This window comes from Variovorax sp. YR634, from assembly GCF_900106655.1.
Lineage (GTDB): Bacteria > Pseudomonadota > Gammaproteobacteria > Burkholderiales > Burkholderiaceae_C > Variovorax.
In genome coordinates this window covers 299,613-322,046 of record NZ_FNOL01000001.1, presented here as the reverse complement: position 1 = coordinate 322,046, position 22,434 = coordinate 299,613, and the positions used below count along the sequence as shown (strand labels likewise).

The following is a 22,434-nucleotide window of genomic DNA, read 5'->3' as shown; positions in this document are numbered from 1 at the left end:
TCAGTCGTTCGGTCGTTCACTTGAAGCGGGCTTCGATGCCCGTGGTCATTCGCTCGAGCCACTCGAAGCTCGGCGGGTCGATCACGTCGACCAGCACGTCGGGCACCTTCACGCCGCGCGCGGCCCAGGTTTCGGGGCCCTTGGCGTCGCCGCCGGTGCGGTAGCCGTATTCGTGCGCGAGCTCGCGCAGGGCCGGGTCGTTTTCCAGCGCCGCGCCGAGCCGCGCGCCGCCGGGCGTGTAGGGCACCAGCACGTGCTTCGAATAGACGGTGGGCTTGGGGTAGAGCAGCACCATGTCGCTCTTGAGGCGGTCGGGGTTCTTCAGCCAGAACTCGATCATTTGCGACTCGTAGGCCACCAGCAGCGGCGCCTTGCCCATGCCGAGCGCGAGATAGTCTTCGAACGGCCCGGCCGACGATTGCTCCTGGAAGCCCTGGCGCAGGAAGAGCGGTGCAACCACGGGCATGACGCGATCCACGTCTTCCTGGCTCTGCACGATCTGCTGGCTGTTGGCGAGGTAGCTCGCGAGCGCAAGGTACATCGCCGCCGAGTTGGAGGTGCGCACATCGGTCGAGTTGATGAGCAGCGACTTGCTGGTGGAAAACGCGCTGCTGGCCTTGAGCTCCTTCCAGCGCGTGCCCTTCTCGATCATGGCCATCAGGCCCGGCAGGTCGACCACGTAGTAGAAGTCGCCCTGCTTCTGCGCGATGCCGTTGGCCACGAGAATTTCCGCAATCGGCCGCCAGCTGGCCAGCACGATGGGCGTGTAGAACGGGTTGAAGACGTTAGGCGCCTTGGCCAGCGTCTTGAGCTGCGCCGCAGCGGGCGCGCCCGAGGGAAAGCCGAAGTCGAACTTGGTGGCGTCGTAGCGGCTGGCAATGGCACGCGAACCTGCCTTCTCGACGGTGACAGTGATGCCCTGCGCGGCCAGCGCCTTCTGCACGCGCGGGTCGGCAAAGAAGGTTTCTTTTTCGGAGCCGATCAGGCCGCGCAGCGTGACCTGTTTCTGCTGCTCGATGCGCGCGGCGGCGGCGGTGGCCGATTCATCGTGCAGGCGGGTGTTCGAGTACCAGACGCCGGACCCGACCGCGGCCAGCAGGACGACGGCCAGCGCTGGTGCGATCAGCTTGCGGATTTCCAAATCTCATGCTCCTCTCCCCCTGTGAACGGGGGTAGAGAAACATGCTAACTACCGAATATGACGGTTTGTGACAGTCAGATGTCGGTGGCTATTTCCTGGGTAATGCGCAGGAATTTCTCGATGTCGGCGACGGAATTGCAATGCAGCGGCGACACCCGAACGGTGCCCGCGAGCCCGAAGGATTCGAGCATTCGCTTCGAGTAGATGCTGGTCGCCACACGCTCGTAGACGGTCACGCCGCGCTTGCCGTACTCGACCACCGCCTGCGTGCAGTCGATACGGTCGAAGCCGATGCCCAGGATCAGGTCGCGCTTCGTCAGGTCTTCGTGGTCGAGGAAGACGTTGACGCCCTTCATCTCCCGCATGCCGGTGGTGTTCGCGTTGCCGTCGAGCAGCAGTGCCAGCAGCGCGCGCTCGTGCAGTTCGATGTGCGTGATGCCGGCGATGAACAGTGCGCGCCGGTCGGTGGCGTCGCTGAAGTGGCCGCCCAGCCAGCAAACGTAGTCAACGATTTCCGTGAGCACCGCGAACTGCCACGGCGCCGCGCTGCCCAGGTCCCAGTAGTCGGGCTTCTTGCCCGCCAGCTTGTGGTGCGGCAGCACGGCCGCGCGCTCGGACACCCACGACAGCCCCGAGCCCCGGCAGCCGAAGAACTTGTAGGGCGCGAGGTTGATGCCGTCCACCGGCGTCTTCTGCAGGTCGATGAGGCCGTGCGGCGCATGCTGCACGGCGTCCACCAGGATGTACAGGTCGGGCTTGATCTCGCGCGCGCGGCGCACGATTTCGGCCATGTCTAGCTTGGCGCCGGAGATGTTCGACGCGTAGATCACGTTGAGCAGGCAGGTGTCTTTGTCGACCAGCCGCACGATCTCTTCCACGTCGACGCCACCGGTGACGGGGTTGCTCTGCGCCACGCGCAGCTCGCGGCCGAGGCGCTGGGCGTAGAGGCTCATCGCGTCGAAGGCCGACGGGTGTTCGAGCACGGTGGTGACCATGTTCGTGCCCGGCACGTTCTCCGCGATGGCGCGCACCATGTCGAACATGGCGCCCGAGGCGCTGAACGAGGCGTACACGCTGCCGCCCGTGGCGTTGAGGATGGTGCGCAGGTCGGTGCTGCCCTTGGCCTGGATGTTCTGCAGCTCGACGGCCGTGGCATGGATGCGCTCGGCGTTGTCGGGAATGGCATCGACCTGCGCGAAGCGCTCGACCGCGGCCTTGAGGCGGAACGAGCCGCCGGCGTTGTCGAAGTACAGGCGCTCGCGGCCGTGGTGGTCATGATCGACCTGCAGGAAGCGTGCTTTCACCTCGCGCATCAGCGCATCGGAAAAGGCCTGGCCGCGGTCGAGAGCAGGAAGCTGGAGAGTCATCGCTCAGACGCCCTTGTTGTTCGGGTTCTTGTAGATCTCGCGCACCGCATCCGTCATCGGGAAGTTGAGGTTCGCGTTCTTCGGCGGGATCGGCGACATGAACCACTTGGTGTAGAGCTGCTCGATGGCGCCCGACTTCATCAGGCCCGTGACGGTCTCGTCGACGAGTGCCTTGAACTGCGGGTCGTCCTTGCGCAGCATGATCCCGTAGGGCTCCTGGCGCAGCGATTCCTTCAGGATCTTGTAGTCGCCCGGGTTGGTCGCGCTGGCGATCATGCCGGCGAGCTGCACGTCGTCGAGCACATAGGCGTCGGCGCGGCCGGTGGACAGCAGCAGGAAGCCGTCGGAGGTGTCCTTGCCGGCGATCTCGTTCACTTCGATGGTGCCGCTCTTGCGCGCGCCGCGCAGCAGCTGGATCGAGGTGCTGCCCGAGACGGTGGCCACGTTCTTGCCGTTGAGGTCGCCCAGTGCATTGATGCCCGAAGCCTTCTTCACCGCGGCAGTGATGTTGGTAACGAAGTGGCTGGGCGCGAAGTCGACCTGCTGCTGGCGCTGCGTGGTGTTTGTGGTGGTGGCGCAGTCGAGGTCGACGGTGCCGTTCTGCAGCAGCGGAATGCGGTTGGTCGAGTTGAGCATGGTGTAGCGCACCTCGATCTTGGCCAGGCCCAGCTTGGCCTTCACGGCGTCGACGATCTTCAGGCAGATGTCGTTGGTGAAGCCGATGGGCGCGCTGTCGGCGCTGAGCTTGTACGAGAACGGGATCTGGCTGTCGCGCGCGCCGATCTGGATCGTGCCGCTCTCCTTGATCTTCTGCAGCGTGCCGCCGTCCTGGGCACTGGCGGCGCCGCAGGTGAAGGCAAAGACAAGTCCGAGCGCGAGGGGCAGTTTCTTGAAGTCCATGGAGAGTTCCTTGAAGAGTCGATGACGTTGGTCGAACGCGGTGGTTTTGGCGAATCTTCTGCCTCGCAATGAATTTCTAAAAGCGATTTTTTGTGATCGAATCGCATGAATAAAAGCGTTCTTTCAGTCAGCCTTCACAGGAGCAACGCACCGTGATGACCTTCAAGCAACTCGAAGCCCTGTACTGGATCGCCCGGCTCGGCGGCTTCGCGCAGGCGGCCAACCAGCTCAACACCTCCCAGTCGGCCATCTCCAAGCGGGTGCACGAGCTGGAGCAGCTGTTCGACACCGAGCTGTTCGACCGCAGCCAGCGCGCCGCGCGGCTCACCGAGAAGGGCGAAGAGATGTTCGTGCTCGCCCGGAAGCTGCTGGAGCAGCGCGACGCCGCCGTCGAGCAGTTCGGCAAGCCCGGCGTGGTGGAGCGCCGCATCCGCCTGGGCGTGACCGAGCTCACCGCGATGACGTGGCTGCCGCGGCTGGTGGGCCTCATCCAGCAGCACTATCCCAAGGTGATCCTCGAGCCCGATGTGGACGACAGCCTGCAGCTGCGCGACAAGCTGCTGGCCGACGAGCTTGACCTGGTCATCGTGCCCGACACCTTTGCCGACTCGCGCCTGCCGCACAAGGTCATCGGCCAGGTGAAGAGCGCGTGGATGTGCAAGCCCGGCGTGGTGCCGGCCGGCGGCACCGTGCGACTGCACGAACTGGCGCGCCATCGCATGCTGGTGCAGGGCAACAACTCGGGCACGGGCCGCGCCTACGACGCGTGGATGAAAGAGCAAGGCGTGCAGCCCGCCAACGTGATCGTGGTGAGCAACCTGGTAGCGCTGACCGGGCTCACCGTGTCGGGGCTGGGCGTGAGCTACCTGCCGCGCGAGTGCCTGCAGCCGCTGGTGGCGGCGGGGATGCTTACGGTGATCGACGTGACGCCAGCCTTGCCCGTGGTGCGCTACGTGGCGATGCACAAGGGCGAGCACCGCAGCGCGCTCACCTCGTCCATCGTGATGCTGGCGCAGGAATGCTGCGACTTCACGCGGATGTTCCAGGCGCAGGCGGAGGGAGAAGAAGAGGAAACGGAAACGACGCGCGGCTGAATGCGAGCTTCTGTCCTAGCTGTTGTCGTCGACGGGGGACAGGTCCGGGTGCAATTGCCGCAGCGCCAGCGACAACCGGAGCACTCGCTCCCGCGCACCCGGCTCACCCCGGGCCAGTGCGCCCAATGCTGCTTCATAGTCGTCAGTGAGCTGCTGCCACAGCTCGAAATCGGCGCCAAGGCCTTCAGCGTCCTTGTCCATCTTTGCTCCAAGTCGGAATTCGACGGCCGGTGAGTGCGTCAGTTTGACCGATTTTTGCCGGGAGCGTTAGAACTTTAGGGGTCGTGGGGTCATATTCAACTGGATACGACGCAGTGCCGGTACTGCGGCCCCTGACTTTGAGGACCACCGATTCGGGGTTGTCCTTATGAAAATATCTTTCAAACAATCCAATAATTGACGTCAATATAGGCGGCGTAGCGCGATATTTTCGTCAAATCAAGGAAATTAAGAAAAAGTCTTTCATTTTAGGCGCCTGCTTACCGCTCACCGTCGCAAGACGACCATCAGAAAGTGCCCATGACCATCACCGTGACACGCCAGGATGCTCGCTACAACACCCTGAAAAAGGGTTTCAACCTGCGATGGCCTGCAACGGAGTCGGACGCCGCTTCTCGCATCGAACTGGCGGAGAACGCCGGCGATGCGGCCGCCGCCCTGCAGCGCATCGTCGATGCGGGCCTTCGGCCCACGTTGCGCAGTGGTGGGCATTGTTATGAAGACTTCGTCTCCAACAACCCCAACGGCGCGATCCTCGACCTGAGCCTGCTCAACCAGGCGAGCCCCGCCAGCGGCGACGGGCGCTACCGTGTCGGCCCCGGCACGCAGAACTGGAACGAATACCTCGACCTGTACAAGCGCAGCAACGTCACGCTGCCCGGCGGCTCCTGCTATTCGGTCGGCGCGGGCGGGCACATCTGCGGCGGCGGCTACGGCCTGCTGTCGCGCCTGCAGGGGCTGACGGTCGATTGGCTTTCCGCTGTGGACATCCTCACGGTGGACTCTCGCGGCAAGGTAGTGCCGCGCACCGTGGATGCGCGCCGCGAGCCCGATCTGTTCCGCGCCTGTCGCGGCGCGGGCGGCGGCAACTTCGGCGCGATCACCAGCTACGTGTTCGACACCCTGCCGCCCGCGCCGCGCGAGGTTGCGCTGGCGGTGGTCGCCTTCGACTGGGCCACCATGACGCCCGAGCGCTTTGCCACCCTGCTCTCCACCTACGGCGAATACTGGGCGACCCGCGGCAAGTCGCCGGACACCTGGGGCATGTTCTCGCTGCTCAAGCTCACGCATCGCTCGTCGGGCCAGATCGTGATGCTGACGCAGTTCTGCAACCCCGACGGCACCTGCAACGACCTGACGGTGCTCGACGAATTCCTCGATCGCTTTCGCGCCTGCGCGCCGGTGCCCGCCAAGGGCCGGCCGCCGGGCGTGGGCCCGGCCCCGCAACGCGACGCGGGGCAGTTGCTGTGCTCCAAGCCGCACACGGTGACACGCTACGACTGGCTCACGGCCACCCAGTACCTCAACGGCTCGGGCGACAACCAGCGCGGCAAATACAAGTCGGCCTACATGAAGCAGAACTTCAGCGCTCGCGAGGCGCAGCGCATCTACACGCACCTGACGCGCGTGATACCGGGTGTCGATCTCAGCCAGTCGCTGGTGCAGGTGGATTCGTACGGCGGCGCCGTCAACAAGCCCGAGCGCATCAACGACACGGCGGTGCCGCAGCGCGCTTCGATCATGAAGCTGCAGTACCAGACCTACTGGCGCGATGCGAAGGACGATGCCGGTCATCTGCGCTGGATCAACGATTTCTTCCGCGACGTGTACGGCACGCCCGACGTACCCGAGCGCTACGCCGGCACCCCTTACCCCGGCGAGCGCTACGAGGGCTGCTACATCAACTACCCGGACAGCGACATGCTGGCCTACCCTTTCTGGTCGCAGCTCTACTACGGCGACCAGGGGCTCTATGACTTCCTGCGGAAGGTGAAGCGTCGGTATGACCCGAACAACATCTTTCACCATGCAATGTCTGTACGGCCTTGAGATGAGCCCTCGCTCTTGTTTGGGGCGCAATCACGCCGACGGGGTACCTTGCTCCGCGAATGTCCCCCGGCCTGCGGCCTCCTCCTTTATTTCGCTGCGCAAGGCACCCCATCGACGTGATCGTTCAGAGCACTGGTTGATCGGCCAGCACAACGGCTGCGCCCATGTGCGAATGGCATCGGGTGCTCCCCGCAGCGAAATAAAGGAGGAGGCCGAAGGCCGGGGGACATTCGCGGAGGGGAGTACCCGGTGTCATTCGCACACACCCTGAACAGCAACCACTGAGCCAAATCACAAGAGGAATCTCATGACACATCGCCCCCAACGCCGCACAGTCATGCAATGGATCGGCGGCACCTCCGCCCTTGGTGCCCTGACGCCATGGCTGCCTGCCAACGCGCAAACCCCAGACGCCGCAGCCACCAGTCGCAGCACACTCACACCGCGTTTCGCCTATGTCGGCACCTACACCAGCGACGCACCGGGCGGCACAGCCGGCGGACCAGCATCGAAGGGCATCTATGTGCTCGCCATCAACGACGGTGCCTGGACGCAAGTGCAAGCGGTCCCAAGCGCGAACCCCTCGTTTCTCGCCGTGCACCCCAGCCAGCGATTCCTGTACGTGATCAACGAAATCGACACCTACCAAGGCCTGCCCACCGGAACGGCCGAAGCCTATGCCATCGATGAGCGCAGTGGCCGCCTGACGCTGATCAACCGCCAGCCGCTGTCGCTGTCAGGCGTGATCCCGGCGCACTTGGCAGTGTCGCCCGACGGGCGCGCCCTGGTCGTGGCGCTGTATGGCGGCGGCGCCTACAACGTGCTGCCGATCGGTGCGGACGGCAAGCTCGGCAAGGTATCGAGCATTGAGAAGGAAACCGGCTCCGGCCCCGACACCGAACGGCAGGAGTCGCCACACCCGCACATGGTGCAGTTCGACGCCTCGGGCCAGCGCGTGCTCGCCACCGACCTCGGCAGCGACCGCATCAACGTCTTCACGCTCACCGACGGCAAGCTGGCACTGGTCGGCCGCACTGCCACGCAGCCCGGCAGCGGCCCGCGCCACCTGGCGCTGCATCCGTCGCAACGCTTCCTGTACCTGGTGAACGAACTCGACGCCACAGTCGCCTGCTTCGGCTACGACGCGGCCAGCGGCCTGATAGACGGACAACGCCAGCGGATCTCGACAGTGCCGCAAGACTTCACCGGCCAGAAAAACTCGGCGGCGCTGGTGATGCATCCCTCGGGGCAGTTTCTCTACGCGAGCAACCGCCGGCTGAAGTCGGAACACCCGCTGGCCGACAGCATTGCAGCATTCCGCGTCGATGCAACCAGCGGCACGCTGACACCGCTGCAGCACTGGAGCGAAGGCCTGCGCTTCCCGCGCGCGCTCGCGATGGCGCCCAGTGGCAGTCACCTCTACGCGCTCAGCCAGAAAGGCGACGCTATCCTGCGCCTGCGCATCGACCCCGCGAGCGGCAAGCTGGACCAGCCGGTGCAGGTGGCACAAGTGCCGACGCCGGCCTGCCTGGTGTTCGCCTGATCAGCTCCCGCGCGTGAGCATCCGCCCCGCGCGCGCCAGCACCCGTGCTTCGGCCTCGCCACCGCGGTAGGCCAGCACACCATTCACGAACACGCGCTCCACACCCAGGCTCACGCCGTGCGGCTGGTCGTAGGTCGCGGTGTCGGCGATGGTCTCGGGGTCGAACACCACCACGTCGGCCATCGCGCCGGTGCGCAGCAGTCCGCGGTCGGCGATGCGCAGGTTGCGCGCGGTCATGCCGGTCATCTTGTGCACCGCCTGCTCCAGCGTGAACAGCCTGCGCTGGCGCCAGTAGCGCGCAAACACGCGAGGGAAAGCCCCCCACAGGCGCGGATGCGGATGCCGGTCGTGCGGCAGGCCGTCGCTGCCTATCATGGTGAGCGGATGCGCGATGACGCGCTCTACGTCTTCCTCCTGCATCTGGAAGTAGCAGGCGCCCCCCGGCTTCAGGCGCAGGCAGGCCTCCTGCTCGGTGACGCCCCACTCGCGCGCGATGTCGGAGACCAGGCGCCCCGTCATCTCCGGATGCGGGTCGGACCAAGTGAGCAGCACGTCGATCACGCCATCGACAAGGTCCTCGCGCAGCACGGTCGAGCCGGCCACGTAGGGGTACACGTCCATCGCGATCTTCTGGCGTTGCGCCAGCGACTCGATGAGCGGCAGTGTCTCCTTCGTGCGGCCCCAGTTGGCGGGGCCGGCGCACTTGTGGTGCGAGATGACGAGCGGCACGCCGGCATTGAAAGCCGAGTCGCCGGCCTCGTGCAGCGCCTCGATGATCTGCTGCATCTCGCTGCGCAGGTGCGTGGCATAGACGCCGCCATGACGTGCCACGACGCGCGCCAGCGCCGTCACTTCTTCGGCGGGCGCAGCAAAGGCCTCTTCGTAGAACAGGCCCGACGACATGCCGTGCGCACCGTCGGCCATGCAGCTGTCGAGCAGCGCTTCCATGCGCGCCATCTCATCGGCGCTGGCGGGGCGGTCCAGCGCTTCCATGGTGGCGAAGCGCAGTGTGGTGTGGCCGACCAGCGCTGCCACGTTGAGCGCGGGCTGCGTCGCATCGACCGCCGCGCGGTACTCGGCCATGGTCGCGTGCTTGAACGAATCGGCGCCCAGCAGCGTGAGCGGCGGCAGCGACTGCGGCGTGCGGTAGGGCGCGAGCGAGATGCCGCAGTTTCCCGTCACTACCGTGGTGATGCCCTGCGACACCTTGGGCAAGCACAGCGGGTCGCGCAGCACGATGGCGTCGTCGTGCGTGTGCGCGTCGATGAAGCCAGGGGCGATGACCTTGGCGCGGCAGTCGACGATCTCGACGTCGGCCAGCGCGAGGCCATCGGGCAGCCGCTCGCGCAGGCCTTCGCCGAGCGCGACGATGCGGTCGTCCTGCAGCAGTACGTCGCCGGGCCACGAAGGGCCGCCCGAGCCGTCGACCACCAGGCCCGATTCGAGAAGGATGGCTTTGCTTCCCTTCGCACTCACGATGCGGCTCCCTTGTTGCTGTTGATGCCGCCGCCGTCCCAGCTTTGCAGCGGGTGCGTGGTGGCATCGATGCCGTGGCGCTGGAAGGCCTCGCGTGCACGCTGAAGGCGCTGCACGGCGGGCTCGCCGCGGCGCTGGGCCACGAGCACGGTAAGGATCTCGATGGCAGTGAGGTGCGTCAGGTAGGCGTCGATGCCCACGTGCATCACCGCATCGTCGGGCACCGACAGGCCGAGCAGAAAGTCGGCCTTGGCCGCGAGCGCCGTGCCAGGCCGCGTCAGTGCAACCACCTTGGCGCCCTGCCCGCGCGCGATGTCCACCGCGTCGAGCAGCGAGGGCATGCCGCCCACGTGCGAGATGGCGATGACCACGCCGCCCGGCCGCTGCGCCGCGCCGGCCACCTGCTGCAGGTGGTAGTCGGCCCAGGCATTGGCCGACAGGCCGAGCCTGAAGAGCCGCGCCTGAAGGTCGTTGGCCATGAACCATGATGTGGCGCCCGCGCCGTACAGGTCGACGTGCGGCGCGGCCGCAATCGCCGCCACGGCGCCGTCCAGCACCTGCATGTCGAGCTGGCCGCGCACGCCCGAGACCGATGCCGCAGCGCTGCGCGCGATCTTGCCGACCACTTCGTCGGCCGCGTCCTCGATGTTCACGCGGCGGTGCAGCGGCGAGCCGCCGAGCGCCAGTTCCTGCGCGAGCGCGAGCTTGAATTCGCGCAGCCCGGCAAAGCCGAGGTCGCGGCAGGTGCGCATGATGGTGGGCACCGAACTGCGCGAGCGCTCGGCCAGCTGTTCGAAGCTCTCTTCGAGCACGCGGTCGGGGTCTTCGAGGATCAGGTCGAGAATCGCGCGCCGCGTCGCCGGGGCGTCGCTGCGGATCTGCGCGATTTTCTGAAGCAGGGAGGGTGTCATCGCAGCGTGCTCAGAAGTGCATGGCGACGGCGTCGCTCACGCGGTAGTCGTTCTCGACCACGGGCATCCAGTGCCATTTGTCGAAGGTGGTGCAGGGGTGCGAAATGCCGAGGCCGACGCGGTCGCCGACCTTGGGCGCTTCGGCTTCCTCGCTCGCGTCCCAGCGCAGGTAGGCGTGCTGGTCGTTGAGCGCGGTGATCTTCCAGCCCGCGGGCACGGCCTGCGGTTGCAACACGCCGCGCGCCGCGCGCGCGATGGGCACGGGCAGCGAGAGATCGAAGGAAATGTCGCGCTTGCCGACCGCAAGAATCGCCAGGCCCGGCTCGGGGCGCGATTGCACCGTGGCCCAGACTTCCATCGCCGGCACCAGGCTCTCGCCACAACCGCAGCCCAGGCGCTCATCGACCGCGCTCACCATGCGCTTGTAGAAGCCATGGTCGTGCGTGACGTAGCAGCCCGAGCGCAGCAGGCCGCGCACCGGCGCGCCGAGCGCGGGCTTGAGCCGCCCGGCCACGAGATCGAAGATGGCCGAGCCACCGGCCGAGACCAGCACCTCGTCGGTCTCGAAAAGCTTGTTGGTGTCGCAGTGGCGCGCCACGGCTTCCACGCGGTCCATCAGCGTATTCGCATAGGCCGCATCGGGCTCGCTCTGGCCGGTGGCGCCCTGCCCTTCGTAGCACTCGATGCCCACGAGCTTGACCGCATCGCTCGCGCGCAGCCGTGTGGCCAGCTCCACGGCTTGCTCGTGCGTACGGCAGCCGGTGCGCGCGCCGTCGACTCCGATCTCGATCATCACCTCGAAAGGCACGCTCGCGGGGTGGCGCTTCGCCCAGTCCTCTATCAGCGCGAGCTGCGCCAGCGAATCGACCAGGAACACGATGCGCAGGTCGACATGCTCGCTCAGCAGCATCTGGATTCCCGCGAGGTCTTCGTCGCTCACCACCTGGTTGGCGATGACCGTACGGCGCGCGCCGGCCGCCACTCCCACGGCCAGCTGCGTGACGGTGGCGAAGGTCAGGCCCCAGGCGCCGGCGTCGAGCTGGCGCTGGAAGAGCTGCGGCGACATGGTGGTCTTGCCATGCGGCGCGAGGTCGATGCCCCATTCGCGCACGCGCGACTGCATCCAGGCGAGGTTGTGTTCGAGCGCCTCGCGCTTGAGCACGGCCAGCGGCAGCGGCAGGTCACCGGCGAGCACGTTCCATCCGGCGGCGCCGATCTCGCTGCGGCGGCGCGGCGCCTGGGTGCGCGGGTAGCCCTTGAAGTTGCTGCCCAGCAGCGGGTCGTTGAAATCGTTGGCGGCGACGGCTTTGTCGGTCATGGTCATGCGGCAATGTTGGAGAGCAGTTCTTTGCGGATGCAGGCGCTGTAGTGTCCTGCCGAAATTTCTTCGAGCGGCGGCACAGTCTGCGCGCAGGCCTCGATGGCATGCGCGCAGCGCGTGCGAAACACGCAGCCCGAGGGTGGCGATATGGGGCTGGGAATGTCGCCCTTCAGCGCAATGCGCTCGGTCGCCACCTCGGGGTCGGGCTTCGGGCTCGCGGCCAGCAGCGCCTGTGTGTAGGGATGCGAGGGCCGCGCGAACAGCTCTTCGGTGGTGGCAACTTCCATCACCTTGCCCAGGTACAGCACCACCACGCGGTCGCACAGGTACTCGACCACGTCGAGGTCGTGCGAGATGAAGAGCATCGTCAAGCCCAGCCGCTCACGCAGGTCGGCCAGCAGGTTGATGACCTGCGACTGAATGGACACGTCGAGCGCCGACAGCGGCTCGTCGGCCACGATGAATTCGGGCTCCACGGCCAGCGCGCGCGCCACGCCGATGCGCTGGCGCTGCCCGCCCGAGAACTCGTGAGGAAAGCGGCTCGCATGCTCGGCGCGCAGGCCCACGGTCTCGAGCAGCTCGGCAATGCGCTTGTCGCGCGCCGCCGCGCCCTTGTGCAGGCCGTGCGTGGACAGCGCCTCGCCGAGGATCGCGCTGATGCGCATCTTGGGGTTCAGGCTGGCGTACGGGTCCTGGAAGATGATCTGCAGCTTGCTGCGCAGCTTGCGCATGCGCTCGCCCGACAGCGTGCCGATGTCGTCGCCGCGGTACAGCACTTGCCCGCTGGTGCGTTCGAGCAGTCGCAGCACGGTGCGGCCGATGGTGCTCTTGCCCGAGCCCGATTCGCCCACCAGGCCCAGCGTTTCACCGGGCTGGATCGCGAACGACACGTCGTCGACCGCGCGCACCGGGCGGTCGCTGCTGCCGAAGTATTTCTTGAGTCCGCGGACTTCGATGAGTGGAGAAGAAGAAACAGCGGTCATGCGACCCTCACGAGTGGTTGCGCCGGCTGCACGCGGATGCAGCGCGCCTGGCGGCCGTGGTGCGTTTCGATCAGCGGCGGCATCCCGGCGGTGCAGCCGGCCAGCGCGAGATCGCAGCGCGGCTCGAAGGCGCAGCCCGGCGGCGGTGCCAGCGGGCTCGACACCTGGCCGCGAATGGCGAACAGGCGCTTGGGCTTGGGCTGGCCGGGCAGGCGCGCCTTGCCCGGCAGGCAGGCCAGCAAGCCCTGCGTGTACGGATGCTCGGGCTGCGCGAACAGCGGCCGCACCGGTGCGCTTTCGACCACGCGGCCCGCGTAGAGCACCACAACGTCGTCCGCATGGTGCGCGACCACGCCGAGGTTGTGGGTGATGAAGAGAATGCTCATGCCCGTCTCGGCCTGCAGCCGGCGCATGAGCTCGAGGATCTGCGCCTGGATGGTCACGTCGAGCGCGGTGGTGGGCTCGTCGGCAATCAGCAGCGTCGGGTCGCAGGCCATGGCCAGCGCGATCATCACGCGCTGGCGCATGCCGCCCGAGAGCTGGTGCGGGTACTCGTGAATGCGCTGCGCGGCGGCCGGTATCTCGACCAGCTCCAGCATGCGCAGCGCATGGGCCAGCGCCGCCTTGCGGTCGAGGCCCTTGTGCAGGCGCACGCTTTCCGCAATCTGCTCGCCGATGGTGAACACCGGGTTCAGGCTGGTCATCGGCTCCTGGAAGATCATCGACAGCTGGTTGCCGCGCAGCGAGCGCATCTCGCGTTCGCCGATCTGCAGCAGGTCGAGCGTCTTGCCTTCCCGCGTCACGAACGAGGCGCTGCCGCTGACCTGCGCGTTCGCGGTCTTGGGCAGCAGGCGCATCAGCGTGAGGCTGGTGACCGACTTGCCCGAACCCGATTCGCCGACCAGCGCGGTCGTCTTGCCGGGCTGGATGGAAAAGCTCACGTCGGCCACCGAACGCACGAGGCCGTCTTCGGTGGGGAAGCTGGTGCTCAGGTTGCTGACCGTGAGACGTGGTGTTTGATTGGCGTTCGTCATCACGATGTCTTCTTGAGCTTCGGGTCGAGCAGGTCGCGCACACCGTCGCCCAGCAGTTGCAGCGACAGCGCCGTGAAGATGATCGCGAGCCCCGGGAACAGCACCACCCAGAAGGCCTGGTGCGCGTACTGCTGGCTGCCCGCGACCATGGTGCCCCAGGTCGGGATCTCGGGCGGCACGCCGACGCCGAGGAACGAAAGGCCCGCCTCCGCCAGGATCGCGTACGCGAAGATGAACGACACCTGCACGAGGATCGGCGACATCAGGTTCGGCAAGATGTGCCGCCACAGGATGCGCGAGGTGCGCACGCCCAGCGCGCGCACGGCCTCGACGAACAGCAGTTCGCGCACCACCAGCGTCGAGGCCCGCACCACCCGCGCCACGCGCGGCGTGTAGACCAGCACCAGCGCGAGCACGGTGTTCATCAACGACGGCCCGAGGATGGCCACCAGCGCGATGGCCAGCAGGATGTCGGGGAAGGACATCATCGCGTCGACCACGCGCATCAGCGGCGCGTCGAGCCGGCGGAAGAAGCCGGCCATCAGGCCCAGCACCGTGCCGGCAATGACCGCGCCCAGCGCCGTAAGAGCAGCGATGGCCAGCGAGTAGCGCGCGCCGTGCACGATGCGCGAATACAGGTCGCGGCCCAGTTCATCGGTGCCGAGCAGATGCTCGGCGCTCGGCGCCTTTAGGCGCTCCAGCACGGCCGTGTCGTTGGGGTCGATGGAGGCGAACAGCGGCGCGCCGATCGCGAGCACCGCAATCACCAGCAGCACCAGGGCGGAAACCATCACGATGCGGCGATGCATCAGCTGTCGGAGCATTCGGGGCATACGCATCGCTCAGACCTTCACGCGCGGATCGACCACCGCGTACAGCAGGTCGATCGAGAAATTGATGAGCACATAGATCGCGGCGATCACGAGCAGCGCACCTTGAATGACGGGGTAGTCGCGCCGCAGCACGGCACTGACCACGAGGTTGCCCACGCCGGGCAGGCCGAACACGGTCTCGGTGATGACGGCGCCGCCGATCATCAGCGCGACCGTGAGGCCGATCACCGTGACGATGGGCACCAGCGCGTTGCGCAGCGCGTGCTTGAGCACCACCGTGCTTTCGCTCAGGCCCTTGGAACGCGCGGTGCGCACATAGTCTTCGCCGAGCACGTCGAGCATCGAGGCGCGCGTGAAGCGGATGATGAGCGCGGAGTTCAGCAGGCCCAGCACCGTGGCGGGCAGCACCAGCGAATGCAGCCGCTCGGCCAGCGCCGCATCGGGCGCGCCATAGCCCGACACCGGGAACCAACCGAAGGACACGGCAAAGATCTGGATCAGCACGATGCCGAGCCAGAAGCTCGGAATGCTCGCGCCCAGCATCGCGATGCCGGTGAACAGCTGGTCGACCGCGCGCCCGCGGAACACGGCGGAGACGATGCCGCACGGCACGCCGATCAGCGCCGCGATGGCCACCGCCATCAGCGCAAGCAGCGTGGTGGGTTCGGAGCGCTCCCACAGCGCCTGCGTCACGGGGCGCTGCAGGAAGATCGAAGTGCCCAGGTTGCCCTGCAGCACCTCGCGCAGCCAGTAGCCGAACTGCACGGGCAGCGGCTTGTCGAGGCCGTACTCCTTCTGCACGCGGGCGATGTCGGCCGCGGTGGCCTGGTCGCCCAGCAGCACCGAAACCGGATCGCCCGAGGCCGCACGCGTGAGCACGAAGACGAGCACCGCCACGATGGCGAGCACGACGAGCATGCCCGCGGCGCGGGAGGCGATGTAGCGGAACATCGATTTCTTCATCACGCAGAAAACTCGATGGCGGCGGCGCTGCCCACTGCAACGTACTGGCCGGTGAACTTGATGTCGCCACCCTGCACGCGGAAGACGCTGACGTTGTCGCCCTGCTTGTTGTGGCACACGTAGAGGAACCTGCCGCTCGGGTCGAGCGTGCAGCTGCGCGGGTAGTTGCCGCGCGACCATTCCTCGCGCACCAGCGTGGGCGCGCCGGTGCGTGCGTCGATCTTGAAGAGCGAGATCGAGTCGTGCAGGCGGTTGAGCGACACGAAGTGCTGGCCGTCCGGCAGCATGCGGATGCCCGATGCGTAGCTGGTGCCCTTGAAGCCCTTGGGCAGCGCCGAGGTTTCGCTCACCAGCGTGAGCACGCCGGTGGCGCTGTCGTAGCGCATGAAGGCGATGGTCGATGCCTCTTCGTTCACCAGGTAGAGCCACTTGCCGTTCGGGTGGAACACGAAGTGGCGTGCGCCCGAGCTTTCCGACACGGCCACCGTGCTCGGCTGGCTCAGCACGCCGGTGATGCGGTCGAAGCGGTAGGAGATGACTCGGTCCAGCCCGAGGTCGGCCACCAGCACGAAGTTGCCCTTCGGGTCGGCGTGCACCATGTGCGCGTGCGGGCCGTCGTGGTCGCTGGTGGCAAAGCCTTCGTGCGAGCGCGCGGCTGCCGGCACCACGTCGGCGCCGGGCTTGCAGGGCGTGGATGCGCCGCAGGCCTCGACGTCCTTGTAGACGACTGCGGGGGTGCCGGCATCGGGCGTGCCGTCGGCGCGCAGCGCGATCACGCTGACGTCGCCGCTGGCGTAGTTGGCCGTGAACAGGAAGCGGCCATCGGGGTGCACGCTGATGTAGGCCGGGTCCTTGCCGCCGCAGGCCGTCTCGGAGACGAACGACAGCGCGCCATCAGCACCGATGCGGAAGGCCGAGACCGAACCGGCCTCGAACTCGTTGGCCGCATAGAGCATCGGCAGCTTCGGGTGGCGCGCGAGCGACGCGGGGTTGCGCAGCTTCGCGCCCTCGCCCGCACTGGTCACGGCCGGCGGCGCGCCGGGGATGGGCTTGAGCGCACCGGTGGCGCTGTCGAGCACGAACTGGTGCACACCCAGTCCGCGCCCGCCGCGCCACGGCTTGCCGCCGTCGCTGTAGGTGCCGACGTAGGCGTAGACCGGGCCGGAGGTTGCGGCTTGAACGGTGGAGGCCGTGAGGCCGAGGGCTCCGAGGCCGGAGGCCAGTGCGCTGGCTTGCAGAAGTTGGCGACGCGATGGCATGGCTGGTATCCCTGCCTTACTTGATCTTCGCGTTCCAGAAGAACGGCCAGGTCGCGGGCGTGTAGTTGTCCAGCGCCGGGCTCTTCGCCGAGAGGCCGTTGAACTTGCCGACGTTGATGTACGGCACTTCGTCATAGACGACCTGCTGCACCTTGCCCCACAGCGCGCCGCGCTTGGCCGGGTCGCTCTCGACATTGAAGGCCTGCAGCGCCGACTTCTTCGCGGGCGTGTCCCACCAGCCGGGCGCGCCGTCGCCGAGTTGCGGCGGCGAGAGCATCGGCTCGGGGAACTGGCCCGAATGCGTGACGTAGATGTCCCACAGCTTGGCGTCGTTGCGGCGCTGCACCAGCGTGGCCCAGTCGACCACGTTGAGATCAACCTTGAAGCCGGCGCGCTTGAGCTGCTCGGCCATCAGCAGCGCCATGTTGTAGTGGAAGTCGTACTGGCGGCTGGTGAGCACGCGGATCGGCTCGCCCTTGTAGCCGGCCTTGGCCGCAGCCTCCTTGGCCTTGGCGGCGTTGCGCTGGTTGTACTGGTCGGTGCCGGCCGTCGAATAGAACGGCGAGCCCTTGGGGAAGTGGTTGCCCTCGGCCACGAAGAAGCGCGTGTCGCCGAAGCCGGCCGCGAGCATTTCGCCTTCGCCCAGCGCGGTCTGGATCGCCTGGCGCACCGGCTGGCTGGCGGCCACGCCTTCCTTGGTGTTGAGCACGAGGTACGGGAAGCCGAACGAGGGCGTCATGATCGGCACCGTCTTGCCGCCGGACTTCTCCAGGCGCGGCAGTGCTTCCACCGGCAGCAGGTCGGCAAAGTCGTACTGGCCGGCCAGCGCGCCTTCGACGCGCGTGCTGGCGTTGGGCACGGGCACGAAGCGCAGCTCCTCGATGGCCGCTTCGCGCTTGCCGCCGTAGCCGCTCGCGGGCTCCTTGCGCGCCGTGTACTTGTCGAAGCGCGTGAGCAGCACGAACTGGTCGGGGCGGCGTTCCTTGAACTTGTAGGGGCCGGTGCCGACGAAATCCTTCAGCGGCGAGGCGATGGAGTCCTTGGCCATGATGGCGGCCATGCCGCTGGGCAGCGCGAGTTGCGAGAGCAGCGGTGCATAGGGCTCCTTCAGCACCACCTCGACCGCCAGCGGGCCCTTGGCCTTGAGGCTGTCGATTTCCTTGCCCACGGCCTTGCCACGCGGCGACTGTTCCATCCAGCGCTGCAGGCTGGCCACCACGTCGTCAGCAGTGAGTTCGCGGCCGTTGTGCAGCATGACGCCCTTGCGCAAGGTGATGGCGTAGGTCTTGCCGTCGGCCGAGATCTTCGGCATGCCTTCGGCCAGCATCGGCACCACGTTCCACTTGGCGTCGAAGGTGTAGAGCGTCTCGTACACGTGCTGCATGATGGTTCCGACCAGGTCGGCAGTCGAGGCCATCGGGTCGAGCGTCTGCGGCTCGGCCACCATCGCCAGCGTGGCGAAGTTGCGCGGGCCCTGGGCCTGGGCGCTCTGGTAGGGCAGCGCGGCGCACAGCATCGCGAGCAGGGAAGCGCCCAGCAGGCTGCGCTTCGACAGCATAGGCAGGCGCTGGACAAGACCGACGTGGGGCATGGGGAACTCCTTCATGGGGCGGGCGAGTTTGTGAAAGAAAATTTCTCTTCGGCCCGGACTTTGAAGCAGTATTCATGCCAAATCATCCGTGTTAACCCTCGATAAAGGGTTTTTCTGAAATAGATTTTCAGATTGGATGGATACTCGCCAATCCCCCTTCCATCGTTCACTTCAACCCCAGGAGTCCTCCCATGCCTCTCGAATACCTCGGCGCCCCGCCCCTTGCCTCCGACCGCCAGGTTCGCCCCTTCTCCCCGGCCGTGCGAGCCGGCGACTTCGTCTATGTGTCGGGCCAGGTGCCCGCCAACAAGGACGGAGAGATCGTGGTGGGCGGCATCGAGGCGCAGACGCGCCAGGTGATGGAAAACCTCAAGACCGTGCTCGCGCTGGCCGGCGCCACGCTCGACGACGTGTGCAAGAGCACCGTCTGGCTGCAGGACGCGCGCGACTTTGGTGCCTTCAACCGCATCTACATGAGCTACTTCGGTGAAAACAAGCCGGCGCGCTCGACGACCGAGGCGCGGCTGATGGTCGACGCCAAGGTAGAGATCGACGTGGTCGCCTACAAGCCCAAGGCCTGATCAGGCCTGCAGTTCGGTCTTGCGCTGGATGATGCGCGAGACCAATCCATATTCGACGGCCTCCGTGGCCGAGAGCCAGCGGTCACGCTCGATGTCGGCCAGCACCACGTCGATGGGCTTGCCGGTCTCGCGCGCGATCTCGTGCGCGATGCGCTGGCGGGCCTTGATGATTTCCTGCGCCTGGATGGCGATGTCGGTCGCCTGCCCGCCCGCGCCGCCGCTGGGCTGGTGGATCAGGAAGCGCGTGTTCGGCAGGCACACGCGGCGCTCGCGCGGCGCCGCCAGGAACAGGTGCGTGGCCGCACTGCCGACCCAGCCGGTGCCGATCATGTTCACCGGCGCGCTGATGAAACGCACGATGTCGTGGATGGCATCGCCCGACTCCAGATGCCCGCCCGGCGAGCTCACGAGGATGTCGATGGGCTTGTCGGGGCTGTCGGCGTCAAGTGCGATGAGCCGGCGCGTCACATCGGCCGCCACTGAGTCGCTGATGGTGCCGAAGATCAGCAGCGTGCGCGACTTGAACGCCTTCTCCTCCAGGTAGGAGTTGCGCGGCTCGGCGGTGGCGGCGGGCTTGGTGTCGTCATCGGATTCCATTGAAAACATGGGCTGCATGGAGAAAGCTCCTGTGGTTGAACTGTCTTGACGAACAAGCCCACAGTTTCGTGACATTGCGCGCTATGGCAAGCTGCGGCGATGCTCGATGAACGCTATCTCTCGCAATTCCCGGCGCTGCGAAGCCGGCTGGTTCGCGCGGCGGCGCGAATGCTGGGTGGCCCGGCGGATGCCGAAGACGTGGTGCAGGAAAGCTACCTGCGCGCGCTCGAGGCTGGCGGCATGCCCGAGCCCGACTCGGTGCAGGCCTGGCTGACGACGGTGATGCAGAACCTTGCCATCGACAAGTTGCGGCGGGAGAACTGGATGCAGCGGTGGCTGCGGGATGTCGAAGGGCTTGCGCCCGAGGCACCTTCGGCGGAAGTGGATGCGGCGCAGGCCGAATCCATCGAGCGGGCGCTGCGTCTGATCGCCGCGAGGCTGTCGCCAGCGGACGGCGCCGCGGTGCTGCTGCGCGAAGTATTCGAAGCCAGCTTCAAGGAGATTGCCCAGGCCAGCGGCAAGACCGAGGCGGCTTGCCGGCAGCAGTTGCATCGGGCGCTGCTGCGTCTTCGGCAGGACAAGGACGGAACAGAAAGCGCCTCGGAAGCGGCCTTCCATGTGTATCGGCAGGCGCTGAGCGACTGCGATGCACGAACGCTGTTTGCGATGCTGCGGCAGCCACCGACGCGTGCTGTCGCAGTGTCGGCAACGGCTGCCCCAAGACCTGATGCTCCGCGCGTGGTCTGCCAGGTGATGCAGATCGGCGGCCGGCTCGGCCTTGTGCTCACGCTGGGTGGAAAGGTGTTGTGCGTGCTGCCGCTGGATGTGCGGCAACAGGAAGAAATGACCGAACTGCTGGCTGTCTAGCCCGCCAGCCGCCCCGCCACCAACTGCAACACCCGATCGCACCGCTTCGCCAGATCCTGGTCATGCGTGACCATCACGAAGGCAGTGCCATGCCGGTGCGCAAGTTCGAGCATCAGTTCGAACACCGTGTCCGCTGTGCTGCGGTCGAGGTTGCCAGTAGGCTCGTCTGCCAGCACGCAGGCCGGTTTCGTGACCAGTGCGCGCGCGATCGCAACCCGCTGGCGCTCGCCGCCCGACAGCTCGGCCGGCCGGTGATGCAGGCGCTGGCCCAGCCCCACGCTTTCGAGGATCTTCGTGGCCGACTGCGCGGCCGCATGGGGCTCCACGCGCCGGATCTTCAGCGGCATGGCCACGTTGTCTAGCGCGCTGAACTCGGGCAGCAGGTGATGGAACTGGTAGACGAAGCCCAGGTGCTGGTTGCGCAGCCGCCCCTGCTCCGCCGCATCCGCGTGCGCGATGTCCTTGCCCAGCAGTTCGACCTTGCCGGCCGTGGGCTCGTCGAGCCCGCCCATCAAATGCAGCAGCGTGCTCTTGCCGGAGCCCGAGGCGCCGACGATTGCCAACGTTTCGCCGGCATGCACGTCGAGGTCCACGCCGTGCAGCACGGTCAGGTCGAGCCGGCCTTCGTGGAAGCGCTTGGTCAGGCCTCGGGCCTTCAATACGACTTCACTCATAGCGCAGAGCCTCGGCCGGGTTCACGCGGCTGGCGCGCCAGCTCGGGTACAGCGTGGCCAGGAAGGCCAGCACGAGGGAGATGATTGCAATGGGCATGATGTCGCTGCGCTGCGGATCGCTCGGCATCTTGCTGATCAGGTAGATGTCTTTGGGCAGGAAGCTCGCGTGGAACAGCTGCTCCAGGAAGGGCACGATCACGTCGATGTTGTAGGCAATGCCAAGCCCCAGCAGCAGCCCGGCCACGGTGCCGATCACGCCTACCATCGCGCCCTGCACCACGAAGATACCCATGATGCTGCGCGGCGAGCTGCCCAGCGTGCGCAGGATGGCGATGTCGGCGCGCTTGTCGGTCACGGTCATCACCAGCGTGGAGACGAGATTGAAGGCCGCCACCGCCACGATCAGCGTGAGGATGATGAACATCATGCGTTTCTCGACCTGCACGGCCGCGAACCATGTCTTGTTCTGGCGCGTCCAGTCGCGGATGAGGAACTCGCCCGGCAGGGTCACGGCCAGTTGGTCGGCCACGTCGCGTGCCTCGTTGAGGTTCTTGAGCTTCAGGCGGATGCCGGTCGGCCCTTCGAGGCGGAACACCTTGGCCGCGTCCTGCTCGTGGACCATGGCCAGCGCCGAGTCGTATTCGTAGTGGCCCGAGTCGAAGGTGCCGACCACGGTGAACTGCTTGAGCCGCGGCACCACGCCCGCCGGCGTGACCTGCCCGCCCGGCGCCACCAGCGTGACCTGGTCGCCCGGCTGCACGAAGAGCGAGCGCGCCAGCTCGGCGCCGAGCACGATGCCGAATTCGCCCGGCACCAGCTTGTCGAAGGTGCCCTTCGAGGCGATACCGTTGATGTCGGTGACCTCGGGTTCGAGCTTGGGATCGATGCCGCGCACGATCGTGCCCTTCATGTCCTCGCCGCGCGCAATGAGCGCCTGCGTATTGATGAAGGGCGCCGCTCCGACCACTTCGGGGTGCTTGCGCGCTGCGGCCATGATCTGGTCGAGGCTTTGCAGCGCCTGCCCGTCGCGCGAGAAGATCTCGATGTGCGACACCACGCCGAGCATGCGGTCGCGCACCTCCTTCTGGAAGCCGTTCATCACACTGAGCACAATGATCAGCGCCGCCACGCCCAGCGCGATGCCGAGCATCGAGACACCGGAGATGAAGGAGATGAAGCCGTTGCGCCGCGTCGCCCGGCCTGCGCGCGTGTAGCGCCAGCCGAGTTGCAGTTCATAAGGAAGTCGCATA

At 66.6% G+C, this 22,434-nt stretch carries 21 protein-coding genes; 5 read left to right on the top strand and 16 right to left on the bottom strand.

The window, feature by feature from the left end; all coding sequences use genetic code 11:
• Nucleotides 1-16: 16 nt before the first annotated feature.
• From BLV60_RS01460 to BLV60_RS01450, 3 genes are all read right to left on the bottom strand, one after another.
• The gene (locus BLV60_RS01460) at nucleotides 17-1,141 is read right to left on the bottom strand and encodes a hypothetical protein (protein WP_093048770.1); all 1,125 of its coding nucleotides are present in this window, start codon (nucleotides 1,139-1,141) and stop codon (nucleotides 17-19) included.
• Nucleotides 1,142-1,215: 74 nt separating this feature from the next.
• On the bottom strand, nucleotides 1,216-2,508 hold the full coding sequence (locus BLV60_RS01455; protein ID WP_093048767.1) for an aminotransferase class V-fold PLP-dependent enzyme: 1,293 nt from the start codon (nucleotides 2,506-2,508) through the stop codon (nucleotides 1,216-1,218).
• A 3-nt stretch (nucleotides 2,509-2,511) separates the two neighbouring features.
• Nucleotides 2,512-3,408, bottom strand: coding sequence for a transporter substrate-binding domain-containing protein (locus tag BLV60_RS01450; protein ID WP_093048764.1), 897 nt, complete (start codon nucleotides 3,406-3,408; stop codon nucleotides 2,512-2,514).
• Between the two features lie 155 nt (nucleotides 3,409-3,563).
• On the opposite strand from BLV60_RS01450, the gene BLV60_RS01445 reads away from it, so the two are divergent.
• A complete protein-coding gene (locus BLV60_RS01445) occupies nucleotides 3,564-4,502 on the top strand; it encodes a LysR family transcriptional regulator (RefSeq protein WP_093048761.1) in 939 nt (312 codons plus the stop codon).
• 15 nt (nucleotides 4,503-4,517) lie between these two features.
• Here BLV60_RS01445 and BLV60_RS01440 read toward each other — a convergent pair whose 3' ends face one another.
• A complete protein-coding gene (locus BLV60_RS01440) occupies nucleotides 4,518-4,703 on the bottom strand; it encodes a hypothetical protein (protein ID WP_093048758.1) in 186 nt (61 codons plus the stop codon).
• A gap of 318 nt (nucleotides 4,704-5,021) precedes the next feature.
• Between BLV60_RS01440 and BLV60_RS01435 the strand changes: the two genes are divergently transcribed.
• Complete coding sequence (locus BLV60_RS01435) at nucleotides 5,022-6,551, top strand: FAD-binding oxidoreductase (RefSeq protein WP_093048757.1); 1,530 nt, start codon at nucleotides 5,022-5,024, stop codon at nucleotides 6,549-6,551.
• Nucleotides 6,552-6,858: 307 nt separating this feature from the next.
• The gene (locus BLV60_RS01430) at nucleotides 6,859-8,094 is read left to right on the top strand and encodes a lactonase family protein (protein ID WP_093048754.1); all 1,236 of its coding nucleotides are present in this window, start codon (nucleotides 6,859-6,861) and stop codon (nucleotides 8,092-8,094) included.
• Here the strand turns inward: BLV60_RS01430 and BLV60_RS01425 are convergent, their stop codons facing one another.
• From BLV60_RS01425 to BLV60_RS01385, 9 genes are read right to left on the bottom strand one after another with little or no spacing between them, the layout of a single operon-like run.
• Nucleotides 8,095-9,570 carry an N-acyl-D-amino-acid deacylase family protein gene (locus BLV60_RS01425; RefSeq protein WP_093048751.1) on the bottom strand — a complete coding sequence of 492 codons (1,476 nt, stop codon included), beginning with the start codon at nucleotides 9,568-9,570 and terminating at the stop codon, nucleotides 8,095-8,097.
• On the bottom strand, nucleotides 9,567-10,481 hold the full coding sequence (locus BLV60_RS01420) for a MurR/RpiR family transcriptional regulator (RefSeq protein ID WP_093048748.1): 915 nt from the start codon (nucleotides 10,479-10,481) through the stop codon (nucleotides 9,567-9,569). Before BLV60_RS01420 ends, BLV60_RS01425 begins: the two co-directional genes overlap by 4 nt.
• Nucleotides 10,482-10,491: 10 nt before the next feature.
• Complete coding sequence (locus BLV60_RS01415) at nucleotides 10,492-11,799, bottom strand: amino acid deaminase (RefSeq protein ID WP_256328794.1); 1,308 nt, start codon at nucleotides 11,797-11,799, stop codon at nucleotides 10,492-10,494.
• A 2-nt stretch (nucleotides 11,800-11,801) separates the two neighbouring features.
• Nucleotides 11,802-12,785, bottom strand: a complete 984-nt coding sequence (locus BLV60_RS01410; protein ID WP_093048742.1) for an ABC transporter ATP-binding protein — start codon at nucleotides 12,783-12,785, stop codon at nucleotides 11,802-11,804.
• Nucleotides 12,782-13,819 carry an ABC transporter ATP-binding protein gene (locus BLV60_RS01405; protein WP_093048739.1) on the bottom strand — a complete coding sequence of 346 codons (1,038 nt, stop codon included), beginning with the start codon at nucleotides 13,817-13,819 and terminating at the stop codon, nucleotides 12,782-12,784. Before BLV60_RS01405 ends, BLV60_RS01410 begins: the two co-directional genes overlap by 4 nt.
• The gene (locus BLV60_RS01400) at nucleotides 13,819-14,658 is read right to left on the bottom strand and encodes an ABC transporter permease (RefSeq protein WP_093048736.1); all 840 of its coding nucleotides are present in this window, start codon (nucleotides 14,656-14,658) and stop codon (nucleotides 13,819-13,821) included. The genes BLV60_RS01405 and BLV60_RS01400 overlap by 1 nt, the downstream gene beginning before the upstream one ends.
• Nucleotides 14,659-14,661: 3 nt before the next feature.
• Entirely contained in the window at nucleotides 14,662-15,603 is a 942-nt protein-coding gene (locus tag BLV60_RS01395) for an ABC transporter permease (RefSeq protein WP_093050319.1), read from the bottom strand.
• A gap of 11 nt (nucleotides 15,604-15,614) precedes the next feature.
• The gene (locus BLV60_RS01390) at nucleotides 15,615-16,874 is read right to left on the bottom strand and encodes a lactonase family protein (protein WP_093048731.1); all 1,260 of its coding nucleotides are present in this window, start codon (nucleotides 16,872-16,874) and stop codon (nucleotides 15,615-15,617) included.
• Nucleotides 16,875-16,890: 16 nt separating this feature from the next.
• Nucleotides 16,891-18,465 (bottom strand): ABC transporter substrate-binding protein, encoded by a 1,575-nt coding sequence (locus BLV60_RS01385; protein ID WP_093050316.1) that lies wholly within the window; start codon nucleotides 18,463-18,465, stop codon nucleotides 16,891-16,893.
• A 191-nt stretch (nucleotides 18,466-18,656) separates the two neighbouring features.
• Between BLV60_RS01385 and BLV60_RS01380 the strand changes: the two genes are divergently transcribed.
• A complete protein-coding gene (locus tag BLV60_RS01380) occupies nucleotides 18,657-19,046 on the top strand; it encodes a RidA family protein (RefSeq protein WP_093048728.1) in 390 nt (129 codons plus the stop codon).
• Here BLV60_RS01380 and BLV60_RS01375 read toward each other — a convergent pair whose 3' ends face one another.
• Entirely contained in the window at nucleotides 19,047-19,661 is a 615-nt protein-coding gene (locus BLV60_RS01375) for an ATP-dependent Clp protease proteolytic subunit (protein ID WP_371127339.1), read from the bottom strand.
• An 81-nt stretch (nucleotides 19,662-19,742) separates the two neighbouring features.
• Between BLV60_RS01375 and BLV60_RS01370 the strand changes: the two genes are divergently transcribed.
• Entirely contained in the window at nucleotides 19,743-20,510 is a 768-nt protein-coding gene (locus BLV60_RS01370) for a sigma-70 family RNA polymerase sigma factor (protein WP_093048721.1), read from the top strand.
• Here BLV60_RS01370 and lolD read toward each other — a convergent pair.
• Both lolD and BLV60_RS01360 read right to left on the bottom strand, forming a co-directional pair.
• Nucleotides 20,507-21,184 (bottom strand): lipoprotein-releasing ABC transporter ATP-binding protein LolD, encoded by a 678-nt coding sequence (gene lolD, locus BLV60_RS01365; RefSeq protein WP_093048718.1) that lies wholly within the window; start codon nucleotides 21,182-21,184, stop codon nucleotides 20,507-20,509. The two genes, BLV60_RS01370 and lolD, sit on opposite strands and share 4 nt — an antisense overlap.
• Nucleotides 21,177-22,433 carry a lipoprotein-releasing ABC transporter permease subunit gene (locus tag BLV60_RS01360; RefSeq protein WP_093048715.1) on the bottom strand — a complete coding sequence of 419 codons (1,257 nt, stop codon included), beginning with the start codon at nucleotides 22,431-22,433 and terminating at the stop codon, nucleotides 21,177-21,179. Before BLV60_RS01360 ends, lolD begins: the two co-directional genes overlap by 8 nt.
• Nucleotide 22,434 lies beyond the last annotated feature (1 nt).

Bases quoted from the DNA above. Each gene is read 5' to 3' on its own strand.
- BLV60_RS01455 (WP_093048767.1), bottom strand. From the start codon at position 2,508: ATGACTCTCCAGCTTCCTGCTCTCGACCGCGGCCAGGCCTTTTCCGAT.
- BLV60_RS01450 (WP_093048764.1), bottom strand. From the start codon at position 3,408: ATGGACTTCAAGAAACTGCCCCTCGCGCTCGGACTTGTCTTTGCCTTC.
- BLV60_RS01445 (WP_093048761.1), top strand. From the start codon at position 3,564: ATGACCTTCAAGCAACTCGAAGCCCTGTACTGGATCGCCCGGCTCGGC.
- BLV60_RS01440 (WP_093048758.1), bottom strand. From the start codon at position 4,703: ATGGACAAGGACGCTGAAGGCCTTGGCGCCGATTTCGAGCTGTGGCAG.
- BLV60_RS01435 (WP_093048757.1), top strand. From the start codon at position 5,022: ATGACCATCACCGTGACACGCCAGGATGCTCGCTACAACACCCTGAAA.
- BLV60_RS01430 (WP_093048754.1), top strand. From the start codon at position 6,859: ATGACACATCGCCCCCAACGCCGCACAGTCATGCAATGGATCGGCGGC.
- BLV60_RS01420 (WP_093048748.1), bottom strand. From the start codon at position 10,481: ATGACACCCTCCCTGCTTCAGAAAATCGCGCAGATCCGCAGCGACGCC.
- BLV60_RS01415 (WP_256328794.1), bottom strand. From the start codon at position 11,799: ATGACCGACAAAGCCGTCGCCGCCAACGATTTCAACGACCCGCTGCTG.
- BLV60_RS01410 (WP_093048742.1), bottom strand. From the start codon at position 12,785: ATGACCGCTGTTTCTTCTTCTCCACTCATCGAAGTCCGCGGACTCAAG.
- BLV60_RS01405 (WP_093048739.1), bottom strand. From the start codon at position 13,819: ATGACGAACGCCAATCAAACACCACGTCTCACGGTCAGCAACCTGAGC.
- BLV60_RS01400 (WP_093048736.1), bottom strand. From the start codon at position 14,658: ATGCGTATGCCCCGAATGCTCCGACAGCTGATGCATCGCCGCATCGTG.
- BLV60_RS01395 (WP_093050319.1), bottom strand. From the start codon at position 15,603: ATGTTCCGCTACATCGCCTCCCGCGCCGCGGGCATGCTCGTCGTGCTC.
- BLV60_RS01390 (WP_093048731.1), bottom strand. From the start codon at position 16,874: ATGCCATCGCGTCGCCAACTTCTGCAAGCCAGCGCACTGGCCTCCGGC.
- BLV60_RS01385 (WP_093050316.1), bottom strand. From the start codon at position 18,465: ATGCCCCACGTCGGTCTTGTCCAGCGCCTGCCTATGCTGTCGAAGCGC.
- BLV60_RS01380 (WP_093048728.1), top strand. From the start codon at position 18,657: ATGCCTCTCGAATACCTCGGCGCCCCGCCCCTTGCCTCCGACCGCCAG.
- BLV60_RS01375 (WP_371127339.1), bottom strand. From the start codon at position 19,661: ATGCAGCCCATGTTTTCAATGGAATCCGATGACGACACCAAGCCCGCC.
- BLV60_RS01370 (WP_093048721.1), top strand. From the start codon at position 19,743: ATGCTCGATGAACGCTATCTCTCGCAATTCCCGGCGCTGCGAAGCCGG.
- lolD (WP_093048718.1), bottom strand. From the start codon at position 21,184: ATGAGTGAAGTCGTATTGAAGGCCCGAGGCCTGACCAAGCGCTTCCAC.
- BLV60_RS01360 (WP_093048715.1), bottom strand. From the start codon at position 22,433: ATGCGACTTCCTTATGAACTGCAACTCGGCTGGCGCTACACGCGCGCA.